The 20,188-nt window shown below is 41.1% G+C and carries 13 protein-coding genes and 2 pseudogenes; 6 read left to right on the top strand and 9 right to left on the bottom strand.

From position 1 onward, the window contains the following. Positions 1 to 48: 48 nt before the first annotated feature. From Q4486_RS04600 to Q4486_RS04585, 5 genes and pseudogenes are all read right to left on the bottom strand, one after another. Positions 49 to 4,614, bottom strand: coding sequence for an EAL domain-containing protein (locus Q4486_RS04600; RefSeq protein WP_303518527.1), 4,566 nt, complete (start codon positions 4,612 to 4,614; stop codon positions 49 to 51). Positions 4,615 to 4,746: 132 nt separating this feature from the next. Then, positions 4,747 to 5,082 (bottom strand): annotated as a pseudogene (locus Q4486_RS15755) (response regulator transcription factor); the annotation flags it as partial. Positions 5,083 to 5,451: 369 nt separating this feature from the next. Next, positions 5,452 to 7,218, bottom strand: coding sequence for a DEAD/DEAH box helicase (locus Q4486_RS04595; RefSeq protein ID WP_303518525.1), 1,767 nt, complete (start codon positions 7,216 to 7,218; stop codon positions 5,452 to 5,454). A 139-nt stretch (positions 7,219 to 7,357) separates the two neighbouring features. Further along, complete coding sequence (locus Q4486_RS04590; RefSeq protein ID WP_303518523.1) at positions 7,358 to 8,512, bottom strand: DUF5610 domain-containing protein; 1,155 nt, start codon at positions 8,510 to 8,512, stop codon at positions 7,358 to 7,360. A gap of 394 nt (positions 8,513 to 8,906) precedes the next feature. After that, positions 8,907 to 9,464 (bottom strand): DUF2058 domain-containing protein, encoded by a 558-nt coding sequence (locus Q4486_RS04585; protein WP_067867571.1) that lies wholly within the window; start codon positions 9,462 to 9,464, stop codon positions 8,907 to 8,909. A 180-nt stretch (positions 9,465 to 9,644) separates the two neighbouring features. Between Q4486_RS04585 and Q4486_RS04580 the strand changes: the two genes are divergently transcribed. Then, positions 9,645 to 10,652, top strand: a complete 1,008-nt coding sequence (locus Q4486_RS04580; RefSeq protein WP_303518521.1) for a serine/threonine protein kinase — start codon at positions 9,645 to 9,647, stop codon at positions 10,650 to 10,652. Positions 10,653 to 10,725: 73 nt separating this feature from the next. After that, the gene (locus tag Q4486_RS04575; RefSeq protein ID WP_303417022.1) at positions 10,726 to 12,681 is read left to right on the top strand and encodes a DNA topoisomerase III; all 1,956 of its coding nucleotides are present in this window, start codon (positions 10,726 to 10,728) and stop codon (positions 12,679 to 12,681) included. 188 nt (positions 12,682 to 12,869) lie between these two features. Here Q4486_RS04575 and Q4486_RS04570 read toward each other — a convergent pair whose 3' ends face one another. Both Q4486_RS04570 and Q4486_RS04565 read right to left on the bottom strand, forming a co-directional pair. Beyond that, on the bottom strand, positions 12,870 to 14,207 hold the full coding sequence (locus Q4486_RS04570) for a DASS family sodium-coupled anion symporter (RefSeq protein WP_303417020.1): 1,338 nt from the start codon (positions 14,205 to 14,207) through the stop codon (positions 12,870 to 12,872). 299 nt (positions 14,208 to 14,506) lie between these two features. Further along, the gene (locus Q4486_RS04565) at positions 14,507 to 15,679 is read right to left on the bottom strand and encodes a YbfB/YjiJ family MFS transporter (protein ID WP_303417017.1); all 1,173 of its coding nucleotides are present in this window, start codon (positions 15,677 to 15,679) and stop codon (positions 14,507 to 14,509) included. Between the two features lie 111 nt (positions 15,680 to 15,790). On the opposite strand from Q4486_RS04565, the gene Q4486_RS04560 reads away from it, so the two are divergent. From Q4486_RS04560 to rimK, 3 genes and pseudogenes are all read left to right on the top strand, one after another. Then, on the top strand, positions 15,791 to 16,654 hold the full coding sequence (locus tag Q4486_RS04560; RefSeq protein WP_303518520.1) for a LysR substrate-binding domain-containing protein: 864 nt from the start codon (positions 15,791 to 15,793) through the stop codon (positions 16,652 to 16,654). A 42-nt stretch (positions 16,655 to 16,696) separates the two neighbouring features. After that, positions 16,697 to 17,134: pseudogene (locus tag Q4486_RS04555) on the top strand (ATP-dependent zinc protease); the annotation flags it as partial. A 15-nt stretch (positions 17,135 to 17,149) separates the two neighbouring features. Beyond that, positions 17,150 to 18,133 (top strand): 30S ribosomal protein S6--L-glutamate ligase, encoded by a 984-nt coding sequence (gene rimK, locus Q4486_RS04550; RefSeq protein ID WP_303518586.1) that lies wholly within the window; start codon positions 17,150 to 17,152, stop codon positions 18,131 to 18,133. A gap of 7 nt (positions 18,134 to 18,140) precedes the next feature. Here rimK and Q4486_RS04545 read toward each other — a convergent pair whose 3' ends face one another. Together Q4486_RS04545 and Q4486_RS04540 are read right to left on the bottom strand one after the other, a co-directional pair. Further along, complete coding sequence (locus tag Q4486_RS04545; protein WP_303417011.1) at positions 18,141 to 19,037, bottom strand: LysR family transcriptional regulator; 897 nt, start codon at positions 19,035 to 19,037, stop codon at positions 18,141 to 18,143. Between the two features lie 62 nt (positions 19,038 to 19,099). After that, on the bottom strand, positions 19,100 to 19,501 hold the full coding sequence (locus Q4486_RS04540) for a hypothetical protein (protein WP_303417008.1): 402 nt from the start codon (positions 19,499 to 19,501) through the stop codon (positions 19,100 to 19,102). 351 nt (positions 19,502 to 19,852) lie between these two features. On the opposite strand from Q4486_RS04540, the gene Q4486_RS04535 reads away from it, so the two are divergent. Continuing rightward, positions 19,853 to 20,119 (top strand): hypothetical protein, encoded by a 267-nt coding sequence (locus tag Q4486_RS04535; RefSeq protein WP_303518518.1) that lies wholly within the window; start codon positions 19,853 to 19,855, stop codon positions 20,117 to 20,119. The last annotated feature ends 69 nt before the right edge of the window (positions 20,120 to 20,188 follow it).

The raw sequence follows: 20,188 nt of genomic DNA, 5'->3' as shown, positions 1-20,188 counted from the left end.
AACTCTGATATTAGCTAGGTTAAAAATTAGTAGGAATTAACTGCTAATTTATTCCTTTGCTTCGCTATTTTCGTCTATTTGTAGATAATCGATCAAATCCCCGATAGGTTCTGGGGATTGAAAATAAAAGCCCTGAACAAAGTCACAATTGTGGCGGGCGATAAAGTCAAATTGTTCTTTCGTTTCAACACCTTCAGCAATCGTTTTTAACCCTAATGCTTTAGCGATAGATATTGTGGCTTTCACAACTTCTTCTGATTTATCCACTTCTCCAATTCTAGATATGAAGGAACGATCAATTTTTAATATGTCGAAAGGTTTGTTAATTAGGTAGCCTAAATTTGAATAGCCTGTGCCAAAATCATCCATTGAAAAAGAGACATTTAGCTTTTTATAGCGCTCCAAATGTTTTTGATTTTGGTCATTAGATAAAATAACTTTCCTTTCGGTAATCTCTAAGGCGATTGAGCTACCATCAATTTTAAATTGCTGTAAATATTTTTTGAAAATGTAAAAGAGTGAATCAGATTCTAAATCTTTTAATGAAAAGTTAATGGCTATTTTGCATTTATAATGATTAATGTCATTTAGTTTACTGATGGTCGTCATTACCTTAAAAACAACATATTTTGTTATTTCAGTAATTAACTCGGATTCTTCAGCAAGCGGAATAAACTTATGAGGCATAACTAATCCCAGTTTGGGATGGTTCCACCTTATTAACGCTTCTAAGTGCGAGACTTTCATTGTCTCTAATTCGATAATCGGTTGGTAATAGACCTCGAATTCATCTTTATTTAATCCTTCCCGGATTAAACTTTCCATTGATGCTTTCTCAAAAGCAAATGAAGATAGCTCTTGGGAGATATAGCGATACATGTTTCTGCCATTTTCCTTTGCACCATACATCGCAATATCTGCTTGGCGAATGAGTTCGTCAGCGGAATGCCCATCATTTGGGTAGATACTGATCCCAATGCTCGCGCCTACTATGATTTTATGCGTATCGACAACAATCTCTTCTTTAACTGCTTGAATTAAATTCAGAGCTATTTTTGATGCATGTAATGCCGTATCTAAATCTTGAATAATAACAATAAATTCATCGCCGCCCACTCTGGCAATAGTGTCGCCTGAACGTAGAAGGTTCGATAATCTTTTGGAGACTTCAATTAGAACTTCGTCCCCCACATTATGTCCTAAACCATCGTTTACAATTTTAAAGCGATCTAGATCAATAAATAAGATTGCGAGTTGCTTTTTAGAACGGCGAGATTCCTGTAGCGCTTGCTCAAGTCTATCCGCTAGCAAAGTGCGGTTAGGTAAGCCGGTGAGGGAGTCATGGTTGGCTAGATATTGTATTTTATTTTGAGACTGTTTTATTAATGATATATCTGTTATTACACCAACATACTGAATGATATAACCATTTTCATCTTTAACCGCATTTATATTAAGAAAAACAGGGAATATATCACCGTTTTTAGATTTATTGATAACTTCACCGGACCAGAACCCACTTTGTTTGTAGGAACGCTCCATTTCACTGTAGAACTCTGGGGTGTGCTGATCAGATTTTAATATATTTATTTTTTTGCCTGCCACTTCCTTAAAGGTATAACCCGTTATATTTTCAAATGCAGGGTTAATATTGATTATTCGGGTTTCACTATCAGTAATAACAATGCTTTCTTGTGTTGTATTGAACACTGTTTTTGCTTGTGTGCTTTCTAAACTTACTTGTTTTTGATTATCAATATCTTCAATTACAGAGATGAAATATAAGGGTTTGTTTTTATCCCTAACAATAGCAACGTAAAGTACTACCCAGAATAGGTCGCCATTTTTTTTATAGTAGCGTTTTTCCATCTTGTAGGAGTTTCGCTCCCCATTAATGAGCTGCTGTACTAAGCCTAAATCCTCGTTTAGATCTTCGGCATAGGTAATATCTTGGAAGGTTAGTGATAGTAGTTCTTCTTGTGTATAGCCGAGCATTTTAGATAAAGTGCTGTTGACAGAAATCCAGGTTCCATCTAAAGCAACATGGCCAATACCTATGTTAGCGTTATCAAATGTGGCTTTGTATTTCTGCTGGCTCAATGATAGTTCAGCAAGTGCGTGCCTCTCTTTCGATATATCTGAAGCGAAAGACCATATTTGAGTGTTACCTAATTCGTCACGACTGAGATAGTCTTCTACATCTAGAACTGTAGTGACATTACCCTTGGATTTTAATTCGATAATGTAAGGGCCAAATGTTCCTTTTTCTGTTAACTCTTTCTGCCGATTTAAAAAGCGAGTGTTGTCTTCAATGGGGTATAGATCAAACCAGTTTTTAGCGAGTAGCTGCTCTCTTGTTAATCCTGTATAGGTTTGCATGGCATGATTGGTTTTAAGAATCATACCTTGTAAATTAGTGATGATGACGCCGTCATTAATATTTTCTAAAACGGATTCATAACGGCGATTGAGAGAGCCGTACTTTTCTTTGATGACTGTATTTTCATTAAAGATCTCTTTGAGTTCCGCATAGGCGGTTTGAAGCTCTTCGTTAGTAGACTGAAGCTCTTCATTACTGGTTTCCATCTCTTCATTGGTTGCCTGTAACTCTTCGTTAGCACTTTGTAACTCTTCATTGGTTGATTGTAATTCCTCGTTAGATGTTTCTAACTCTTCAACGAGGGTTTGCATATGTTCTTTAATGCGTTGTAATTCAAACTCGAGCTCTTGAGTGGAGGAGGTTACAACGTCATCGGAATTTGTGTTAATGAGCGGTAGGTCTAATACCGAAATGCTCTGGAAATAAAAGATATACATCTGGTTGCGGCCATTCAAAATTGGCACAAGGTAGACTTTTATTAATCGAGCTTTTCCATTTTTTTGTGGTAAAGGTATATAACCACTTGAGCTAACTCCGGATCCTTTTTTTACGTTGCTAAACAATTTTCTTAAATCGATAGCTAAACGGGAGTCGACTATTTTGTACAGATTATATGAGATATATCCTTCTGGGATGGAAACAAAATCAAGGTTCCCTTTTTTATATACAACATCAAGCTGTTCGTTCGTTACTATTATATTCGGCATGAGAAGCTTTGCGGCTTCAGTAACAATCGTTTCTTGAAGGGGAGTCGTTTCTAATGCTTTAGATTGTTCGACTTCCGGATATTTAACGTATTTAGGGGCTTTTATAGTAATTGCTGAGAGGTTTTTATTGGAGGAGGCCACGGTTTTAAAAATTTTATTAGATTTGTCTACGGGTACGAAAAGATGTTCAAAGTAAGTCGCATTTTCAGACTTTCCAAGAAAAAGTAACGCATTCGTTTTAAGTGCATAGTGAAATGCAGGCATGATCCATTTTTGCGCATCAAGATTAAAGTAGATAAGCAAGTTACGACAAACGATAAGATCAAGCTCTTTAAATGGTGGGTCGGATAAAAGGTTATGATAAGAGAATACAATGTTTTGTCGTAAACTTTTCTTCACCTCAAATTCATTGTTGGTAATGTTGAAATAGTCTTTTATATGGGAGTCAGATACTTCCGTCATTGAGGCTTGGCTATAAATCCCTTGCCGAGCTGTTTTTAAGGCATCTTCATCAATATCTGTCGCAAATATTTTTAAATCAAGGTTGTTTTGGCGGTCGTTTAATAGTTCGTTCAGAATTATAGCTACAGAGTAGGCTTCTTCACCGGTGGAGGAGCCAGGCATCCAAATTCTGAGTTCCTTTGCGTCTGGAATTTCATCAAGATATTTATCTAAAAGGTTTTCAAGTGAGTTGTAAGCATCTCTATCACGGAAAAAACTGGTCACACCAATCAAAATATCTTTAAAAAGTAACTCTACCTCTTGTTCATCTCTTTCAATCAGCGCGACATATTCACTTAGGGTTGTGACCTTCAGAGCAACCATACGTCTTTCGATTCGTCGACCAATTGTTGCTTTTTTATAAACAGAGAAATCGATATGTTTTATTTTATGGAGTAAAGCGAAAATAATTGATATGTGGTCATTTTCTGGTGTTACTTGGTGCTTTTTTAGCACTTTATTTCTTGGAAAGTTGGCCAGAGCTACGAGCTCTTCCCCGATTTTGCCTGCTTCGATTAAGATATCAACAACCGAGCCATTAATCGCCGCCATTGGCATGCCATCATACTTGGCTGTACTGGGCTCTTGTACTATGGTAATCCCACCCTCTGAGTTAATTGCTCGCATACCTTGGCAACCATCAGAACCTGTGCCTGATAATATAATGCCGACAGATTTTTCTTTTTTGTATTTGGCAATAGATATAAAGAGTTGATTTACAGAGGGTTTCGGTAGGAAAGAGTGTTTTTCTGGGGCCGATAAAACTATTCGATTATTATTGTTGATTTCAACGTTTTTATTAGGGGGGGTGATATAGAAAATATCAGGTTCAAGCGTCTCGCCGTGCACCGCCTCCTTAATCATTAAAGTACTTTCTCTAGAAAGTAATTCAACCAGCATAGTGTTGTGTTTAGGGCTTAAATGCTGTGCAACAATATAGGCGGTATTGTTATTTCCGGGCAGCCCTTTTATCAAGGTGGTCAGTGCTTCGAGCCCCCCAGCACTTGATCCAATACCTACGACCATAAGGCTATCGGGGGCTTGGGCTAGATCTTCTTCAGATTCATTGTGTACAGTTAAACTATCGCCCAGTATTTTAGTTTTGCCTACAGAGTCTTCATGTTTCCCAAGCGATAAAACCTGATTAATGACTTGTGCTAATTTTTGATTATCTGCGGGTTTACTAATAAAACCATTAATTTGATCTTTAATAGTATCTAATATGAAATCTTCTTGAATATAAGCGCTGAATACGATGATCGGTGTTTTTTTATCTGTTCTACGGATCTCTTGTATTAATTCAGGCCCATTCATGTGGGGAAGCTGAATCTCGGTGATAACTAGGCTGGGACGATGCGTCACAAACTTTGATATGCCTTCTCGACCGTTAGACGCTTCCAGAACGGTTGTAAATATCCCACGGAAAAAGTCGACGTGGATTTTGCGGGTATGTTCATTACTTTCTATATATAAAACGGTTAAATCGTGCTTCATTTACTACTACCGGTAAAATTTCTATTGATTTAGTCAAATGAAGTGAAAAGTCAACTACCACTACCACTACCACTACCACTACCACTACCACTACCACTACCACTACCACTACCACTACTAAAAGATAGTCAATAAATATGTATCTAACAACTTTCTATAGAAATTAATTATCGTTCAAATATAAAAGGCGTTTACTGTTTTTTTGAGGGGATGTTAATTGTTATCTATCCAAGATGCATAAGGTCTGAGGGTCAACCTTATTTGATCGGCGGAGAGGCGTTTTTTTCATGGTATTTGAAGATAGGTTTATTGGTTGCTAAGCCCTCCGTTTAGCCAAAACTTCATTCGAGATAAAGGCCCCTTCCTCGTTTAGAGCTGATTGGCTTTACGGTGTCTGCCTTCGTAATCGAAGATCCGTTCTTGAACGCGCCAGTAGTGTTTTTGCTTACGGGCGATGACGAAGTCTGGGGCCGTAAGAAGTGACTTGATGGCGAGTACTTCGGAAATGTTGTTCAGGGTTTTAGGGGCTTGCGCATTAGCGATGCGTTTGCCAAATAGATTGTTAAATACAGTTTTCTGGCTGTGTTTAGAAAAATCAAAAGATTCGCTCAGTTCTTCGCCATCCTCTCCATAGTAGGTGACTTTTAAGCGATCTTGTACGCTGCTGAGTTCCATGCCTGAACAGCGAATAACCATTGCATCTTTTAGTTTTAAGGCGTTTTTTAACTGGTCATCGGGATCGATAATCGCCATTTTGCATTTATGGCAGTTGCGTGCAGCGATGTCGTTTTCGGCGTTACAGTGAGGGCATTCCTTAAATCTAAAACGGTAATCACACTGTTGTGGTTGCTGTTTTAGCTCTTGCTTATCTGTAGGGTCGAAATCTAGTAAACCTTGACAGCGACGACCGTAATGTTCGATCACGTTCCCTTCATCATCCGTTTTCCCCCAGAATATATTGGCAAAGCCACAGCTAGGGCAAAAGACTTGTACTGGATCAGTATCAGGGTTGGGTTTCTTTTCCCCCACTTCAGGGTGATGCAGGTTAAAGTGGTTGCCGGCATAGTCAATGACCAGACAGTCAGTTTTCCCCTCTGCAAGGCGAAGACCACGGCCAACAATTTGCTGATACAAACTTACCGATTGGGTTGGGCGTAGGATGGCAATAAAGTCTACGTGGGGCGCATCAAAACCTGTCGTAAGTACAGAGACATTGACCAGGAATTTTAGTTTTTTCTGCTTAAAACTTTGTATGAGTTGATCGCGCTCTTTGTTGTCAGTCGCACCAGTAATTAAGGCGGTTTGACCTACTGGGAGGTAGCCGCAGATCTCTTGTGCATGTTTTACGGTAGCAGCGAATACCATGACACCTTGACGGGTTTGAGACAATGCTTTGACTTGTTCAATAATCGTTTGTGTTACGCGGGGATGTTTGCCTAGTAATTGGTTTACTTCTGCTTCTGCATATTCGCCAAAACGGTTTTGCTTTAATGCGGAGAAGTCATATTGGGTAATACTGGCATCAATGCATTTAGGCTCAGTAAGGTATTTTTTACGAACCATATAACTTAAGGGAAGTTCGTAAATACAGTATTTAAAGGGTTTAGGATCGCTACTACGAGCAAAACCACGGTGATGGTATTGATAGATCCATCCCATGCCTAGCCGGTAAGGTGTAGCGGTTAGCCCGAGTACTTTTAGCTGTGGGTTGAGTGAACGGAGTTGGCTGATAACCTTGCCGTATTGGCTGTCGTCATCATCATTTAGGCGGTGGCATTCATCAATAATCAGCAGTGAGTATTCTGCTGAGAAACGGTCAAGATTAGCTGATACGGACTGGATACTGGCAAAGGTAACTTGAAAATCATTTTGTTTGCGCTTTAAACCTGCGGAGAATATTCCGCCTTTGAGCCCGTAGCTTTCATACTTCGCGTGGTTTTGCTCAACCAGTTCTTTTACATGGGCTAAGACCAATATTTTTCGTTTTGCGAGTTTGGCCAGTTTTGCTATGACTAAGCTCTTGCCTGCGCCAGTGGGCAGCACAATGACGGCTGCATCATCTGTTTTACGGAAGTGTTGTAGAGTGGCGTCTACAGCATCTTGTTGATAGGGGCGCAGTGTAAAGGGAGAGCTCATGGATACAGATCAAATGATGATGAATTATAGGGCTGATCATATCAGCCCTGGTCTTTATATGGGAGCGATTGAGCGGCATAAAAAAAACCGGCCTTTAAAAGGCCGGTTTAACGTATATTGCAGCGATTAAGAAGGGGGGTTAATCGTCTGCATTTTCCTGAGAAAACTGAGCCATAATGCTTTGTAATAAACCAACGTTATTATCTAGTTTACTCTGGGATTCTTCATCCGCATCTTTGTAACGTATATCTTCTTGGATCAAATTTTCTAATAAGCTGGCGCCAAATAAAGAGCTATCTTCTAAGAATCCAAGTGCTGGATTATTCATGAAGTTCTCCATGTTTTGCATCATGCCACCTAAGTGACGCCCGTTATCGCCGAGCGGATTATCATACTGCTGAACTTGCTCATAAGCGGCTACTGCAGAGTAGCTCGTTGACTGAGTCATAGTTACATTCAAGTTCATTAATTGGGATTTGTCCATTTCTAATTCGGCCGCTTGGTTAAAAGCATCCTGAACATCACCGCTGTAGAAATCTTCTGCAATCAGATTAATGTCTTGAATTAGGGAGGTGAGGGCGTCTAACTCTTCTTCATTAAGATCGCCTTCTACACTAAAGCTAAAGTTACTGCTGGCGTTACGGTCAATACCATAAGAGACTGCACTGCTTTCACCATCAGTATATGCACCAAGGGACGCTGTAATGCTGGCTTCACTATCAAAGTAGATTGAGACCTTGTCGCCTTCTTGGGTCATCACTTCCATAGAGAAGGATTCTGCTTTGGAATAACGCTCAGCGGCAGAGATAGATGTTTGGCTGCTTGTTGCTGCCACGTCTTCAGTGCTTGCTGTTGGTGCAATTGCGGCTAGTGCTTCAAAGGTGAGGTCTTTAGTTTGATCTATAGTGGCTGATGTATCTTCGGTGAGCATATTCAGCTTTTCTAGTATCTCCGTGGCTTCTTTAAAGCCTTTCTCAACACCCGATACAGCTGCTTGGTACATGCGATTGAGATCAGCGTCAGATGCACCTCTAGAACGAGCTTGTTCTAACCCTTGGGCAACAAAATCTGAAATCCGAGAAGCTACTTTTTCTGGAGAGTAATCATTTGCATCGAGACCTTTCATCTCAGATAAGCTCATTCCAGGAATGTTTTCTGCTAGTTTGGCGACTAACTTATCTGCCGCAGATGCAGAACGACCACTGCTGTCTTTACCATCTGCAAACCCACCGGTTACCAATGTTTCTTGGCGAACCTGAGAATAGGCTGCTTGGCTGCTTAATAAAACTTGCACGGGTAATTCCTCCACAGACAAAAAGGATCCTTATGACCCCGATTTTGCATTTCCATATTATAGCGATAAATGGGTTATCGACAGATATGCACTTTGCTTTAATGTAAACACTGATGTATGAAATTCTTTCATCAGATAAAAGGGTTCTTATTGGCTTTAGTCAATGGGATGGTTATACCCACTTTCAGCTATTGGCCAGATAATAAAACAGTTTTTACCTTATTCATTTAGTTTTTAGGCGGTATAAAATGATTTGATTACGGACAAAGTAAAGAATTTCTTTCATGTTCTGTTAGGGATTAAGCTTTGGCCTGAGTTTAATCGCTATCAGTAGGGCGCTACTTGTATCTATAGCCTGCGCCCGTGCTGAAAGGTCTTTCAATTCCTAGTTCGACTACCACATCAGATCATCAGGGATCTTATAATCGGCGTAAGGGTCATCTTCATCCGGTTCTTCTTCAGGTTGAACGCGAATAACGTAATCAGGTATACGTTGTTCAATCTTTTCTGCGAACTTATCGGGGATTAAGTAAAACTTTTCATCGAGTGTAGCAATGGCTACTTGGCCACGTATCAACTGTGTCTGTAAGTCGCTGGTAACGTACATTGTTTTAACTTTTTTATCGTAGACAAAGTTGTATGTGAGCTCAGCATTGTCTGGAATATTGATCTGCTGCTGCATGATCATTTGTCGGCATTGCGCTTCAATCTCTCGGTTCTGGCGCTCTTCATCGCGCTGTAGATTGAGTAGGCGGTCACGCTCTTGTTTCTCTTTACGCTGTTGCTCGAGTGCTTGTTGTTTAATCGCTTGTTCGTCGATGACTGCTTGGCCAGATTTCCGCGCTTTATTTGCCTGTTTTTTCTGTTTCTTCTTGTCTGAATCGGCTTTTTTCGCTTTCTTCTGATCAACGAGGCCGATGTTTAGTAATTGATCTTTCAGTGAACCTGCCATAACAATCTCTTAATACAAAATATAGATGTTGCGAAACTATATCAAAAACTGATCATAGCGCCTGCATTTAATCGTTTTTAATGTTGTAAATTGTATTAAAAAATAGCCCTTTAATGGCTTGCAGGGGCTAACGCTTAAACGTAATCTTCAGCCATACTGTAATTTATAGCTAGGAATAGAATGTCTGAAGATAAAATGTCTGAGCATGATAAGACCCATCCCTTTGAACGCTTAACACCCTCATTTTTGATGGATGCTGTTGAAACGCAAGGGTTTTGGTGTGATGGTCGGACCTTTCCATTAAATAGCTATGAAAATCGTGTTTATCAGGTAGGTATTGAAGAGAAAGAGCCGCTGATTGCGAAGTTTTATCGGCCCAACCGTTGGAGCCAAGAGCAGATTTTGGAAGAGCACGAATTTTCGTTTGAATTGGCCGAACATGAACTCCCAATTGTTACCCCTTTAAAAAATGAGGAGGGTAATACACTGTTTGATTATCAAGGGTTTATGTTTTCACTTTTTCCTCGAAAGGGTGGACATGCGCCTGAACTTGATAATATGGATAACCTGTTTGTATTAGGTCGATTGCTGGGCCGAATGCACCGTGTTGGTGAGGTTAAACCTTTTACTCACCGCCCCGAAATTACTACGCAAAATTTTGGTTATGAGAGTGTAGCGTTTGTCTCAGAGCACTTTATTCCCTTGGATCTTAAAGCGGCTTATACATCGGTCTCTGCTGACTTGTTACAAGCGATTGATGAGATCACTCAACAGTGTGGCGAGATAAAGAAGATTCGTGTTCACGGCGACTGTCACTCTGGCAATATGTTGTGGCGAGATGATGCCCCTCATTTTGTTGATTTCGATGACGCGCGTATGGCTCCGGCCATGCAGGATATTTGGATGCTGTTATCGGGGGACCGCCATGAGCAAACGGCACAACTCTCCGAAATCGTTGATGGGTATAATGAATTTAATGATTTTAGAACTACAGAGCTTCGTTTAATTGAGGTCTTACGGAGTTTGAGAATTATGCACTATAGCGCTTGGCTAGCTAAGCGCTGGGAAGATCCCGCATTTCCACATAGCTTTAACTGGTTTAATACTAGCCGCTATTGGGGCGAGCATATCTTAGAGTTAAGAGAGCAGATGGCCATTCTTGATCAAGCGCCTTTAAAAATGATCTAGTGTTTATTTTTTCTGGATTACAGGCTTAAATTCCTATACCGTTGAATACTGTTTTTATATACAGTTTATTTCGATGATTTTATATATAGCCGAAAAACCCAGTTTAGGGCGAGCGATCGCTGATGCACTGCCAAAACCCCATAAAAAAGAGGAGGGGTGTATTCGGGCAGCCAATGGCGATACTGTCACTTGGTGTATAGGTCATTTGCTTGAGCAGGTTGAACCTGATGCATATGATGAAAAATATAAACGCTGGTCACTAGAAGACCTACCGATTATCCCTCAACAATGGCGACTTAAACCCCGTAAATCCGCTGTAAAACAACTGTCTGTTATACGCAAGCTGCTGAAAGAGTTTGATTCTATAGTACATGCCGGTGACCCTGATCGAGAGGGGCAGTTATTAGTGGATGAAGTTATTGATTACTGCAAAGTCAGTAAAACTAAAAAAGAACGTATCCAACGATTATTGATCAATGATTTGAATCTACCCGCAGTGAAAACCGCTTTACAGCAAATGCGAAGTAACAAAGAGTTTATTCCTCTATCGGTTTCAGCCTTAGCACGTTCAAGAGCTGATTGGTTGTATGGAATGAATATGTCTAGAGGCTATACACTACTTGGGCAAAAAGCGGGTTATAAAGGGGTTTTATCTGTTGGCCGTGTTCAGTCGCCTCTGGTGGGTTTGGTTGTGCGCCGTGATGAAGAAATAGAAAACTTTATCCCTAAAGATTTTTATACACTGGATGCCATTATCCCTTATCAGCAAAACCCTTTGCTGGAAATTTATGCACGTTGGCAGCCGAGTGAGGCTTGTCAGCCTTGGCAAGATGAAGAAGGAAGAGTTATAAACCGAAAGCTTGTGGAGAATGTTGCTTCACGTATTGCGGGTCAACCGGCACAGGTTGTTACTTCAGAGCAAAAGCAAAGCAAACAAGCGCCGCCATTACCTTACTCTTTATCGGCACTGCAGATCGATGCATCAAAACGTTTTGGTATGAGTGCTCAACAGGTCTTAGATACTTGTCAGTCGCTGTATGAAAAACACAAGCTAATTACCTATCCTCGCTCTGATAGCCGTTATTTACCTAATGATCATTACAAACAGTCAGGCGCTGTTCTGGATGCCATAGCGGGTAATGAACAAACACTGAGTACCGCTATTAATAAGGCCGATCGACACCTTAAATCTAAAGCGTGGAATGACAAAAAAGTAGATGCTCATCATGCGATTATTCCGACACCTAAAAAACAACCTCTAAATGGTTTATCAAGTTATGAGCGGAATATTTATCAGCAGATAGCACGACAATATATTATGCAGTTTTATCCCGCTGCGCTTTATGCGGATTCTAAGTTGGTATTTGATATAGCCGGTGGATGCTTTATTGCGAAAGGGCGTGTTCTTATTGATGCGGGTTGGAAAGCATTAATAGGTAAGGACAGTAAGGAGGAGGAAGGAAATACAGTTCCTGCGCTGGATGAAAATGCGGAGTTAGTTTGTCGTGAAGGTCAGATAAAAGATAAAAAAACAGAACCGCCTAAGCATTTTACCGAAGCCAGTTTACTACAAGCTATGACGGGGATTGCTCGATTTGTAGCGGATAAAGAGTTAAAGAAGATTTTAAAAGAAACCGATGGGCTAGGTACTGAAGCGACGCGAGCAGGCATTATGGAAACGCTGTTCAAAAGAAAGCTCTTGGTAAGAAGCGGCAAATCGATTCTTAGCACCGCTGCAGCACGAGGTTTGATACATGCTTTGCCCAGCGAATCTACATATCCCGATATGACTGCTCAATGGGAGCATCAATTACAGGCGATGGCGGAAAGGAATCAAGCCTATCAGCCCTTTATGGATGAGTTAGAGCATAGAATTAAAACAATTGTGGCTCAGATAAAAACGGGGGGTGTACCTGAATCTTTACGTCATCTACCTCCCGCTGAAGCAACTAACTTTAAGCGTAAACGTAGAAGTGCGGGGAAAAGTAAGCCAAGATCTAGAACGGCTAAAGCTAGGCCTAAGTCATAACTTTCCTTTGTTGCCGATGTTTTACGTCAATTGATATTTTTACGCTTAGCTTAGGTCGCCTTTGACCCATAAGCTTGTTAAATATTTAATGATATAAAACAAAAGCCCGCGGCAAAGTTTAAATATAAAACCAAGACGCGGGCTGTAAGATCAGCTGTCGTTGTTCGCTGAATAGCGACTGTGTACCTTTACCAGAAAATTCTTGCGTATAAAGTGATCACGGCGATACAACCTAGATTGATCCAAATACCTACACGCATCATATCACTTTGTTTGATAAAGCCTGAGCCAAATACAATGGCATTGGGCGGCGTCGCAACCGGCAGCATAAAGGCGCAAGAGGCCGAAATAGCGATAACCGTTGATAGGATAATAGGTGACATTCCCAAGCTTTCTGCAATAGCAGCAAAGACAGGTATAAGTAAGGCTGCACTTGCAGTGTTGCTGGCAAATTCAGTTAGGATGACAACAAAGGCAACTACGCTCAATAATGCAATTACAGCATTGGAGGCTTGTAGAAAATCGCCAATTGTATGAGCGAGAAAAACGCTGGTTCCTGTCGCCTTAAGTACAGCACTTAAACATAAGCCGCCACCGAAGAGCAGTAATACACTCCAGTCTGTTGTTTTTTCAATCTGCTTCCATTCGACCACGCCAAAAAAAGCTAACAAGATAATCGCAGTAATGGCGACTAAGCTGTCAAAGCTAGATAGACCGCCTAAAAAAGCATTAAGTGGCCCACTAAAGATCCAGCATAAAACGGTAAACAGAAAAATACAGAGTGTTCTTATACGAGCAGAGGTTAACACGAAAGGTTCATGCTCGACGCTGAAGCGGTGTTTAAGGTTTGGACGTAGGGCTAAATATAAAATACCAATCGCCAAGGGTAATAAAATGACAGTTAGGGGCGCGGCTAGTTTCATCCAGCCAATAAAGTTGAGTCCAGTTTGGGCTGCTGCAATGGCATTTGGAGGGCTACCTACTAAGGTAGCTATACCACCGATGCTGGCACAGTAAGCAACACCGAGTAAAACAAAGACATAAGTGTGACGCTCTTTTATAGGGTCTAGCTGACGCAGTATTCCAAGCACTAATGGCAGCATCATAGCGGTGGTTGCGGTATTACTGATCCACATTGATAGTAGCGCTGTTACGGCAAAGATAAGCAGTACCGCCACACTTAATCGGTTTTGAGCAACATCTAACACTTTACTAGCGATCGCTTTATCTAGCCCTTGTGCATTAAGTGCAGCAGCTAGCGCAAAGCCGCCTAAAAATAAAAAGATTATAGGGTTAGCAAAATGACTCAGTGCTTGGCTGCTATTAAACACATCAAATACAACCGCTAATATAGGTACAAGCAGGGCAGTAATACTGACGTGTAGTGCTTCTGTAAGCCAAAGGATTGCAATAAATAACAAAATACTTAGGCCTTTAACGATGGGTTCCTCAAAGGGAAGGTACGCCATCATTAGCGTGAATAATAAAATATTGCCCAGTACTATGACGTGTTTGTGATTAATCATTGGGTGAGTATCTTCTTACCGTTATTAAGGGTGAGTGTTTTATATAGCGTGTTAGAGCATATGGGGTGGATAATCGCGCCAGTATAAAGTGCTAAATTGGGGTTGTTCAAGAAATACCACGTTTAATATGGATTAATAGGGGCTCAAATCAATGAGCCGTATCTATGAGGGCGAAAAAGAGAAGGTTTAACACAAGGGAAGTATTATGAACCTTGGGCTGAGTCGAACCTAAAGGTACGACCCAGCTCCAAGCGATTAAAAGTGACGGGTGATATTTCAACAATATCTAGACAGCTGGTTTATAGAGCATCTCGCTCAGTGATCATCAAAATTGTTGAGATAACCGCCCCTAATAAAACCATACCTGCTGCTATCCATAAGCCTAAATTGTAGTCACCCAATCGTTCAGCAAGATTGCCTGTAATGGCGGGTGCGATGATTTGGGCGACACCATAGGTTAAGGTCATTTTACCCATGAGTTTGGCAGGTTTAGTCGGGTAAAAACGGCCAGCCATCGTTAATACTAAACTTACAATCCCGATAAATGTGCCGCCAAAAAGTACAGCGCTTATAATAACGGCTATGGCTGAATCGGTAAGGGCGGGAAGAATAATCCCCAATATTTGTATGATATAAGCGATTAATAGAGCGGTTAACACACCTAACTGTCGAGCGATTAAATCCCAGATAATACAGGCCGGTGCTGCAGCTACCCCAACGATAAGAAAAACAATGGGGCCTAACCCTTGTAGAGCTTCTTGCCTATCAACAATAGCAACAATAAACGTGGCGCTGATAACATAACCGTATCCCGCACAAAAGTAGGCGGATAGCATAAGGAAGAGAAAGCGCTTGCTGGGTGGATTATCCACCATTTGAGCACCTGAGATAGTGGTGCCAGAGGTATCTGGACGTGGTAGCCAAGCCCACGCAGGGATTGCTAAGAGTACGCCCAAACCTGCGAATAACCACCAAAGCTCTTGCCAGTTAAGTTTTATATCCATTAATGCGACAACCGCAGAGCAGAAAATAATGCCCAATCCCATGCCTGAAAAATGAATACCCAGTTCACTGCGGAAGTTATGTCTAATCAGCCAGTTTAAGATTAAACCTGAACCTATTAATAGACCTGCGGCACTCGTTAGCCCTGCAAAAAAGCGCATAATTCCCCAGATGATGACATTATCAGTAACAGCCATACCTGCGGTTGTTAGAATGGCAACAATGAGTCCCCATCTATAGAGTTTATCTTTCAAGACTAAGTCACTTATTGATGCTGCGATAAAAGCACCGGTCATATAGCCCATGTAATTAAAAGTAGCTAACCAGCCACCAACGGCATCCCCAATGCCAGCCTGAGCTTGCATTATTGGCAGCATCGGTGTGTAGGAGAATCGAGCAACGCCTAGCATTAGCATTAGGCTAAAAATACCGGCAATAAGGACTTTATATTTTTGTAATTGAGTCGTCATAATTTGGGTTCATAAATAACTGGTATAAGAGAGATTAACTCGCTTAAACTATCACTACAAATGAATAAATAAGAATCTTTTATTCAATATTAGAGAAGGGTGGAAGTTGGAATGGAGTTGGTCTCATTAAATACATTTAAAACTGTTGCAGAACAGGGTGGAGTGTTAGCGGCTTCACGTCTACTACATACTGTTCAATCTAATATTACCGCAAGAATTAAACGCCTTGAAGAAGAGCTTGGCTCTGAACTGTTTTATCGTAAAGGGCGAGGGTTAGAGCTAACGCCTGCAGGCCATACCTTACTTGAATATGCTAATAAATTACTTCACCTTGAGCAGCAAGCCTGCATGGCGGTAAAGCAGGTGGGAGAATCGGTGGGTGAGATTCGAATCGGTTCAATGGAGTCTTTCGCTGCGACGAGAATGCCGGGACTTCTCCAGTCGCTTCGCAAAGCTCATCCTAAGTTAATACCTAGGATTAAAACAGAAACCAGTAGTGAGCTTGTTCAAGATATTCTCAATTATCGCTTGGATTGTGCATTTGTAGGTGGTCCTATTGAGCATCAACATCTAGTCTGTAAGCAGGTGTTGGTTGAAGAGTTAGTATTAGTGTCAGCGAAAAATATAGATGTTTCCGATTCATTGATCCTTTTTCGTGAAGGCTGTGCTTATCGTGAAAGGGCGGTTAGTTGGTTAAAAGACAATGGCCGTATAGATACTGAAGTCATGAGTATGGGGACGCAAGAGGGTATTTTAGGCTGTGTGGCCGTTGGTTTAGGTTTTACGTTAGTCCCGCGTAAAGTGGTTGAAGAATCTCGGTATGCTAATGATCTGAATATGGAGATTTTAGCACCTGAATATAGCCAAGTGCCTACGTTATTAGTGACGCATAAAGATGCAGCGCAAATGGCGGGGATTCAAACATTGTTAGGTTTATTTAAAGATGATCTCCCTGAATGGGAATCGGCTGCTTAATATTGCATTTATTGCTTGCACCTTGAGCTTGTTCAAGTTTCAATGGCGCAAATTTTTTTATGGTACTTTTCGGGTATTAGTATGGGACTTAGTAAACTATTAGTTGGTGCTGAAGAGTGGTGTCGTTTTCCCGACTTGGCGTTGCCGGCAGTAAAGGCGCGTGTTGACTCCGGTGCAAAAACATCGTCATTACATGCATTTAATATTCAACCTTTTAAACGGGGTGGAGTGCCATGGGTTCGTTTTAATATCTGTCCTATACAAGATAACCGTAAAACACTGGTTTCTTGTGAGGCACCGGTTTACGATCGCCGAAAAGTTAAAAGCTCAAGCGGTACTTCTGAAACCCGATATGTGATCAAGACAACATTAGGTATCGCTGATTCTAGTTGGGAAGTTGAGGTTACTTTAACAAACCGTGACGCAATGGGTTATCGCATGCTTCTTGGTCGTGAAGCGATGTCGGGTCGAATTCTTGTTGATCCTGAAGGGCGTATGCTGCTAGGTGGTTTGTCTGATACTGAGCTGAAATCACTGTATCAAACCAAAAAGCCATCAGTGGGTGGTTTAAAGATCGGTTTGTTGGCAAGTAATCCTAACTTGTATAGTAACCGTCGTATTATTGAAGCGGGCGAGCAGCTTGGTCATGAAATGGTGTTTTTAAATATTAAACACTGTTATATGAAGATGGATGCTGAAGAGCCAGAAGTTCACTACCGTGGTGGACGAGTACTTGATGATTTAGATGCGGTTATTCCACGTATTAGGCCGAGCATGACTTTTTATGGTTGTGCACTAACGCGCCAATTCGCCTCTATGGGTGTTTACTGCTTGAATACAGCGGCGGCAATTACACAATCACGGGATAAGTTACATTCTTTGCAGCTGTTGTTTGAAAATAATATTGATATTCCTATTACGGGTTTTGCTAACTCGCCATTAGAAACAGATGATCTGATTAGCATGGTTGGTGGTGCTCCACTTATTGTGAAGCTATTGGAAGGTACGCAAGGTAAAGGTGTTGTCTTAGCTGAAACCAATAAAGCGGCTGATAGTGTTATCAATGCATTTAAAAGCTTAAATGCTGATATTTTAGTTCAGGAGTTTATTAAAGAAGCTCAAGGCAAGGATATCCGTTGTTTCGTTGTTGATGGCAAAGTTGTCTCAGCTATTCAGCGCGAGGCCGAACCTGGAGAGTTTAGAGCAAATATTCATCAAGGTGGTACTGCCAGTGTTATTCGTCCTACAACGGATGAGAAACGCATCGCTATTAAGGCTGCTAAGTGTATGAACTTAAGTGTGGCGGGTGTTGATATTATTCGCTCAGCTAAAGGGCCGTTGTTACTTGAAGTTAATTCCTCTCCTGGATTAGAGGGGATTGAGGGTGCCACCGGTAAAGATATTGCGAAAATGATGATTCAAGCTATAGAGAAAAAACTACAATGGCAGCAAGCGAGCACGAGTGCTGCCGATCAATAGTAAAAAATTAGGGTTTATTTAACCATGGATGCTCTTCAAGACTTTCGATCATGAAATCGATAAAGAGCCTCACTTTAGGGTTTAAATGTCTTCTACTAGGGTAGAGGGCATTTATACTTACATCGGGGGCTTGGTAATCAGAGAGTACTTCTTTAATAAGCCCTGATTCAATGTCATCCATACAGAACTGGATCGGTAGGCGCGCTATGCCTAAGTCCTTTCTGAGCATTTCACGGCAGAAACTAATACTGTTTGCGCGAACTTTAAAGTTTGCGGGTACTGGTTTTCCATCGTTCCAGTTTTCAAAGATCCAGCCAGGATCCGATAAGGCTCCACCTAGGCAGTGGTGATTAATTAGATCATCAGGTGTTTTGGGCTCACCATGTTTTTCTAAATAGTTAACCCCAGCATAAAGCTTGATATTCACATCAGCAATTTTTCTGCCTATAAGGCTGGAATCGGTTAATTCACCCACTCTTAATGCGAGATCAATGCCGTCCTCTACTAAGTCTACTAAACGGGGGCTAAGCTCAATATCAATTTGAATCAGGGGGTACATCTTCATGAAACCTGCGATCACATCGTTCATGATAAAGATGCCCATTTCTGGAGGCATGGTAATGCGTAAACGTCCCTTTGGAACCGCTTGCTTGGATACTACGCGATCTTCAACGGCTTCCATCTCATCGAGTAGAGGCTGACAGCGTTGAAAAAGGTCTTGCCCTTCAGAGGTTAGGCTAAGTTTACGTGTTGTTCGTTGTAAAAGCCTCACTCCTAGCTCATCTTCAAGCTGGGCAATTCGTCTACTGATTGTTGATTTTTGTATCCCTAGTTTATCGGCAGCCGCAGTAAAACTGTTATGCTCAATTACGCGTATAAATAGCCGTACATCATTTAGGTTCATAGTAATTCTTAAAATCAGTCAGAAAAGGGGAGGCAAGTAAAGCAACCAACTTTTTGATGGACCTAAGAGCAGCGACCTTTAGTTGTTAATGTAACTGAAGGTGTTGTTGTTTTAACTGCTTCGAATGTCATATCCGTTTTGTTGATCGTCAGAGTAGTCGTATCCATACCACCCATAATAGGATCTTTAGCTGTTCTACTTAGTTTGACCATATTGCTATCTTGTTCAACATTAAACCCGCTGACGCCATTAATAGTGCCCGATGAGCCATCAATTGTTATAGCGTATTTACAGTGTTCTTCTGGGCAATCACGTGTACCTGGGGTTTTCATAAAAGGGGCCGTGAATACCGCATGGGTATAGGTACACTGGTAGTGGGTAGCTTCTGCTTGAACGGCTGTAGCTAATAATGAGAATACAGATAATCCTGCACTTGCGATAATCAAATTTAATCTACGGTTCATATTCCTTTCCCCTTAAATTTCCTTGTTAGAGTTTAGGGCAATTTATTGATTGCTTAAACCTTTTTTATTGTGTTTTGTCTTTATAGAACAGCCAAATTAGCTCTTATTGAAACAACTAAAGAGCCTAACATAATGGGTGGCTTGAAATTTGTTGTATGAAGTTTGTACATTTAATCTCGCATATTCAAGATTGAATGGTTAATATGCTGCCACTGAATAATTATCAGTAAAGCTGTCTGTTGATAGAAAAGTAGTATACCTGAGCTGGATTTACCGGCTGTAGTCAGGCCGTGTCGTTCAACCGTTCTGTTTGCGCTTTTAGCGCTTCTACTTATCAAGGAGTCATTCGTTATGAAAAAGCAATTGATTACAACAACGCTTGCAGCAATATTAGTTCTTTCTCCGGCGTTAGCCGTTCATGCTGGTGAAGCCTCGTCCGATCGTGTTCAGGTTAGAAAGCTTGTTTCAGTCCAAGAGCGTGCAGCCCACCGTACAGAGTTGAAAAATGCTGCGACTGCTGAAGAGCGTGAGACGATTCGTACAGAGTTCCGTGCTTTAATTAAGCAGCGCGCCGATGAAAAGGGCATCACGCTACCTGAAAACTTTAAAGTAGAATAAGCGTACTCTGCCGGAGGAACCGTTTCTATTCTGTTCCCCCGGTTTTTCTTTTTCTGTTTTTACATTTAC

Origin of the sequence: Neptuniibacter sp. 2_MG-2023 (genome assembly GCF_030547495.1) — a bacterium.
GTDB lineage: Bacteria > Pseudomonadota > Gammaproteobacteria > Pseudomonadales > Balneatricaceae > Neptuniibacter.
The sequence above is the reverse complement of the archived record's forward strand: the minus strand, read 5'-3'. Positions and strand labels throughout refer to the sequence as shown.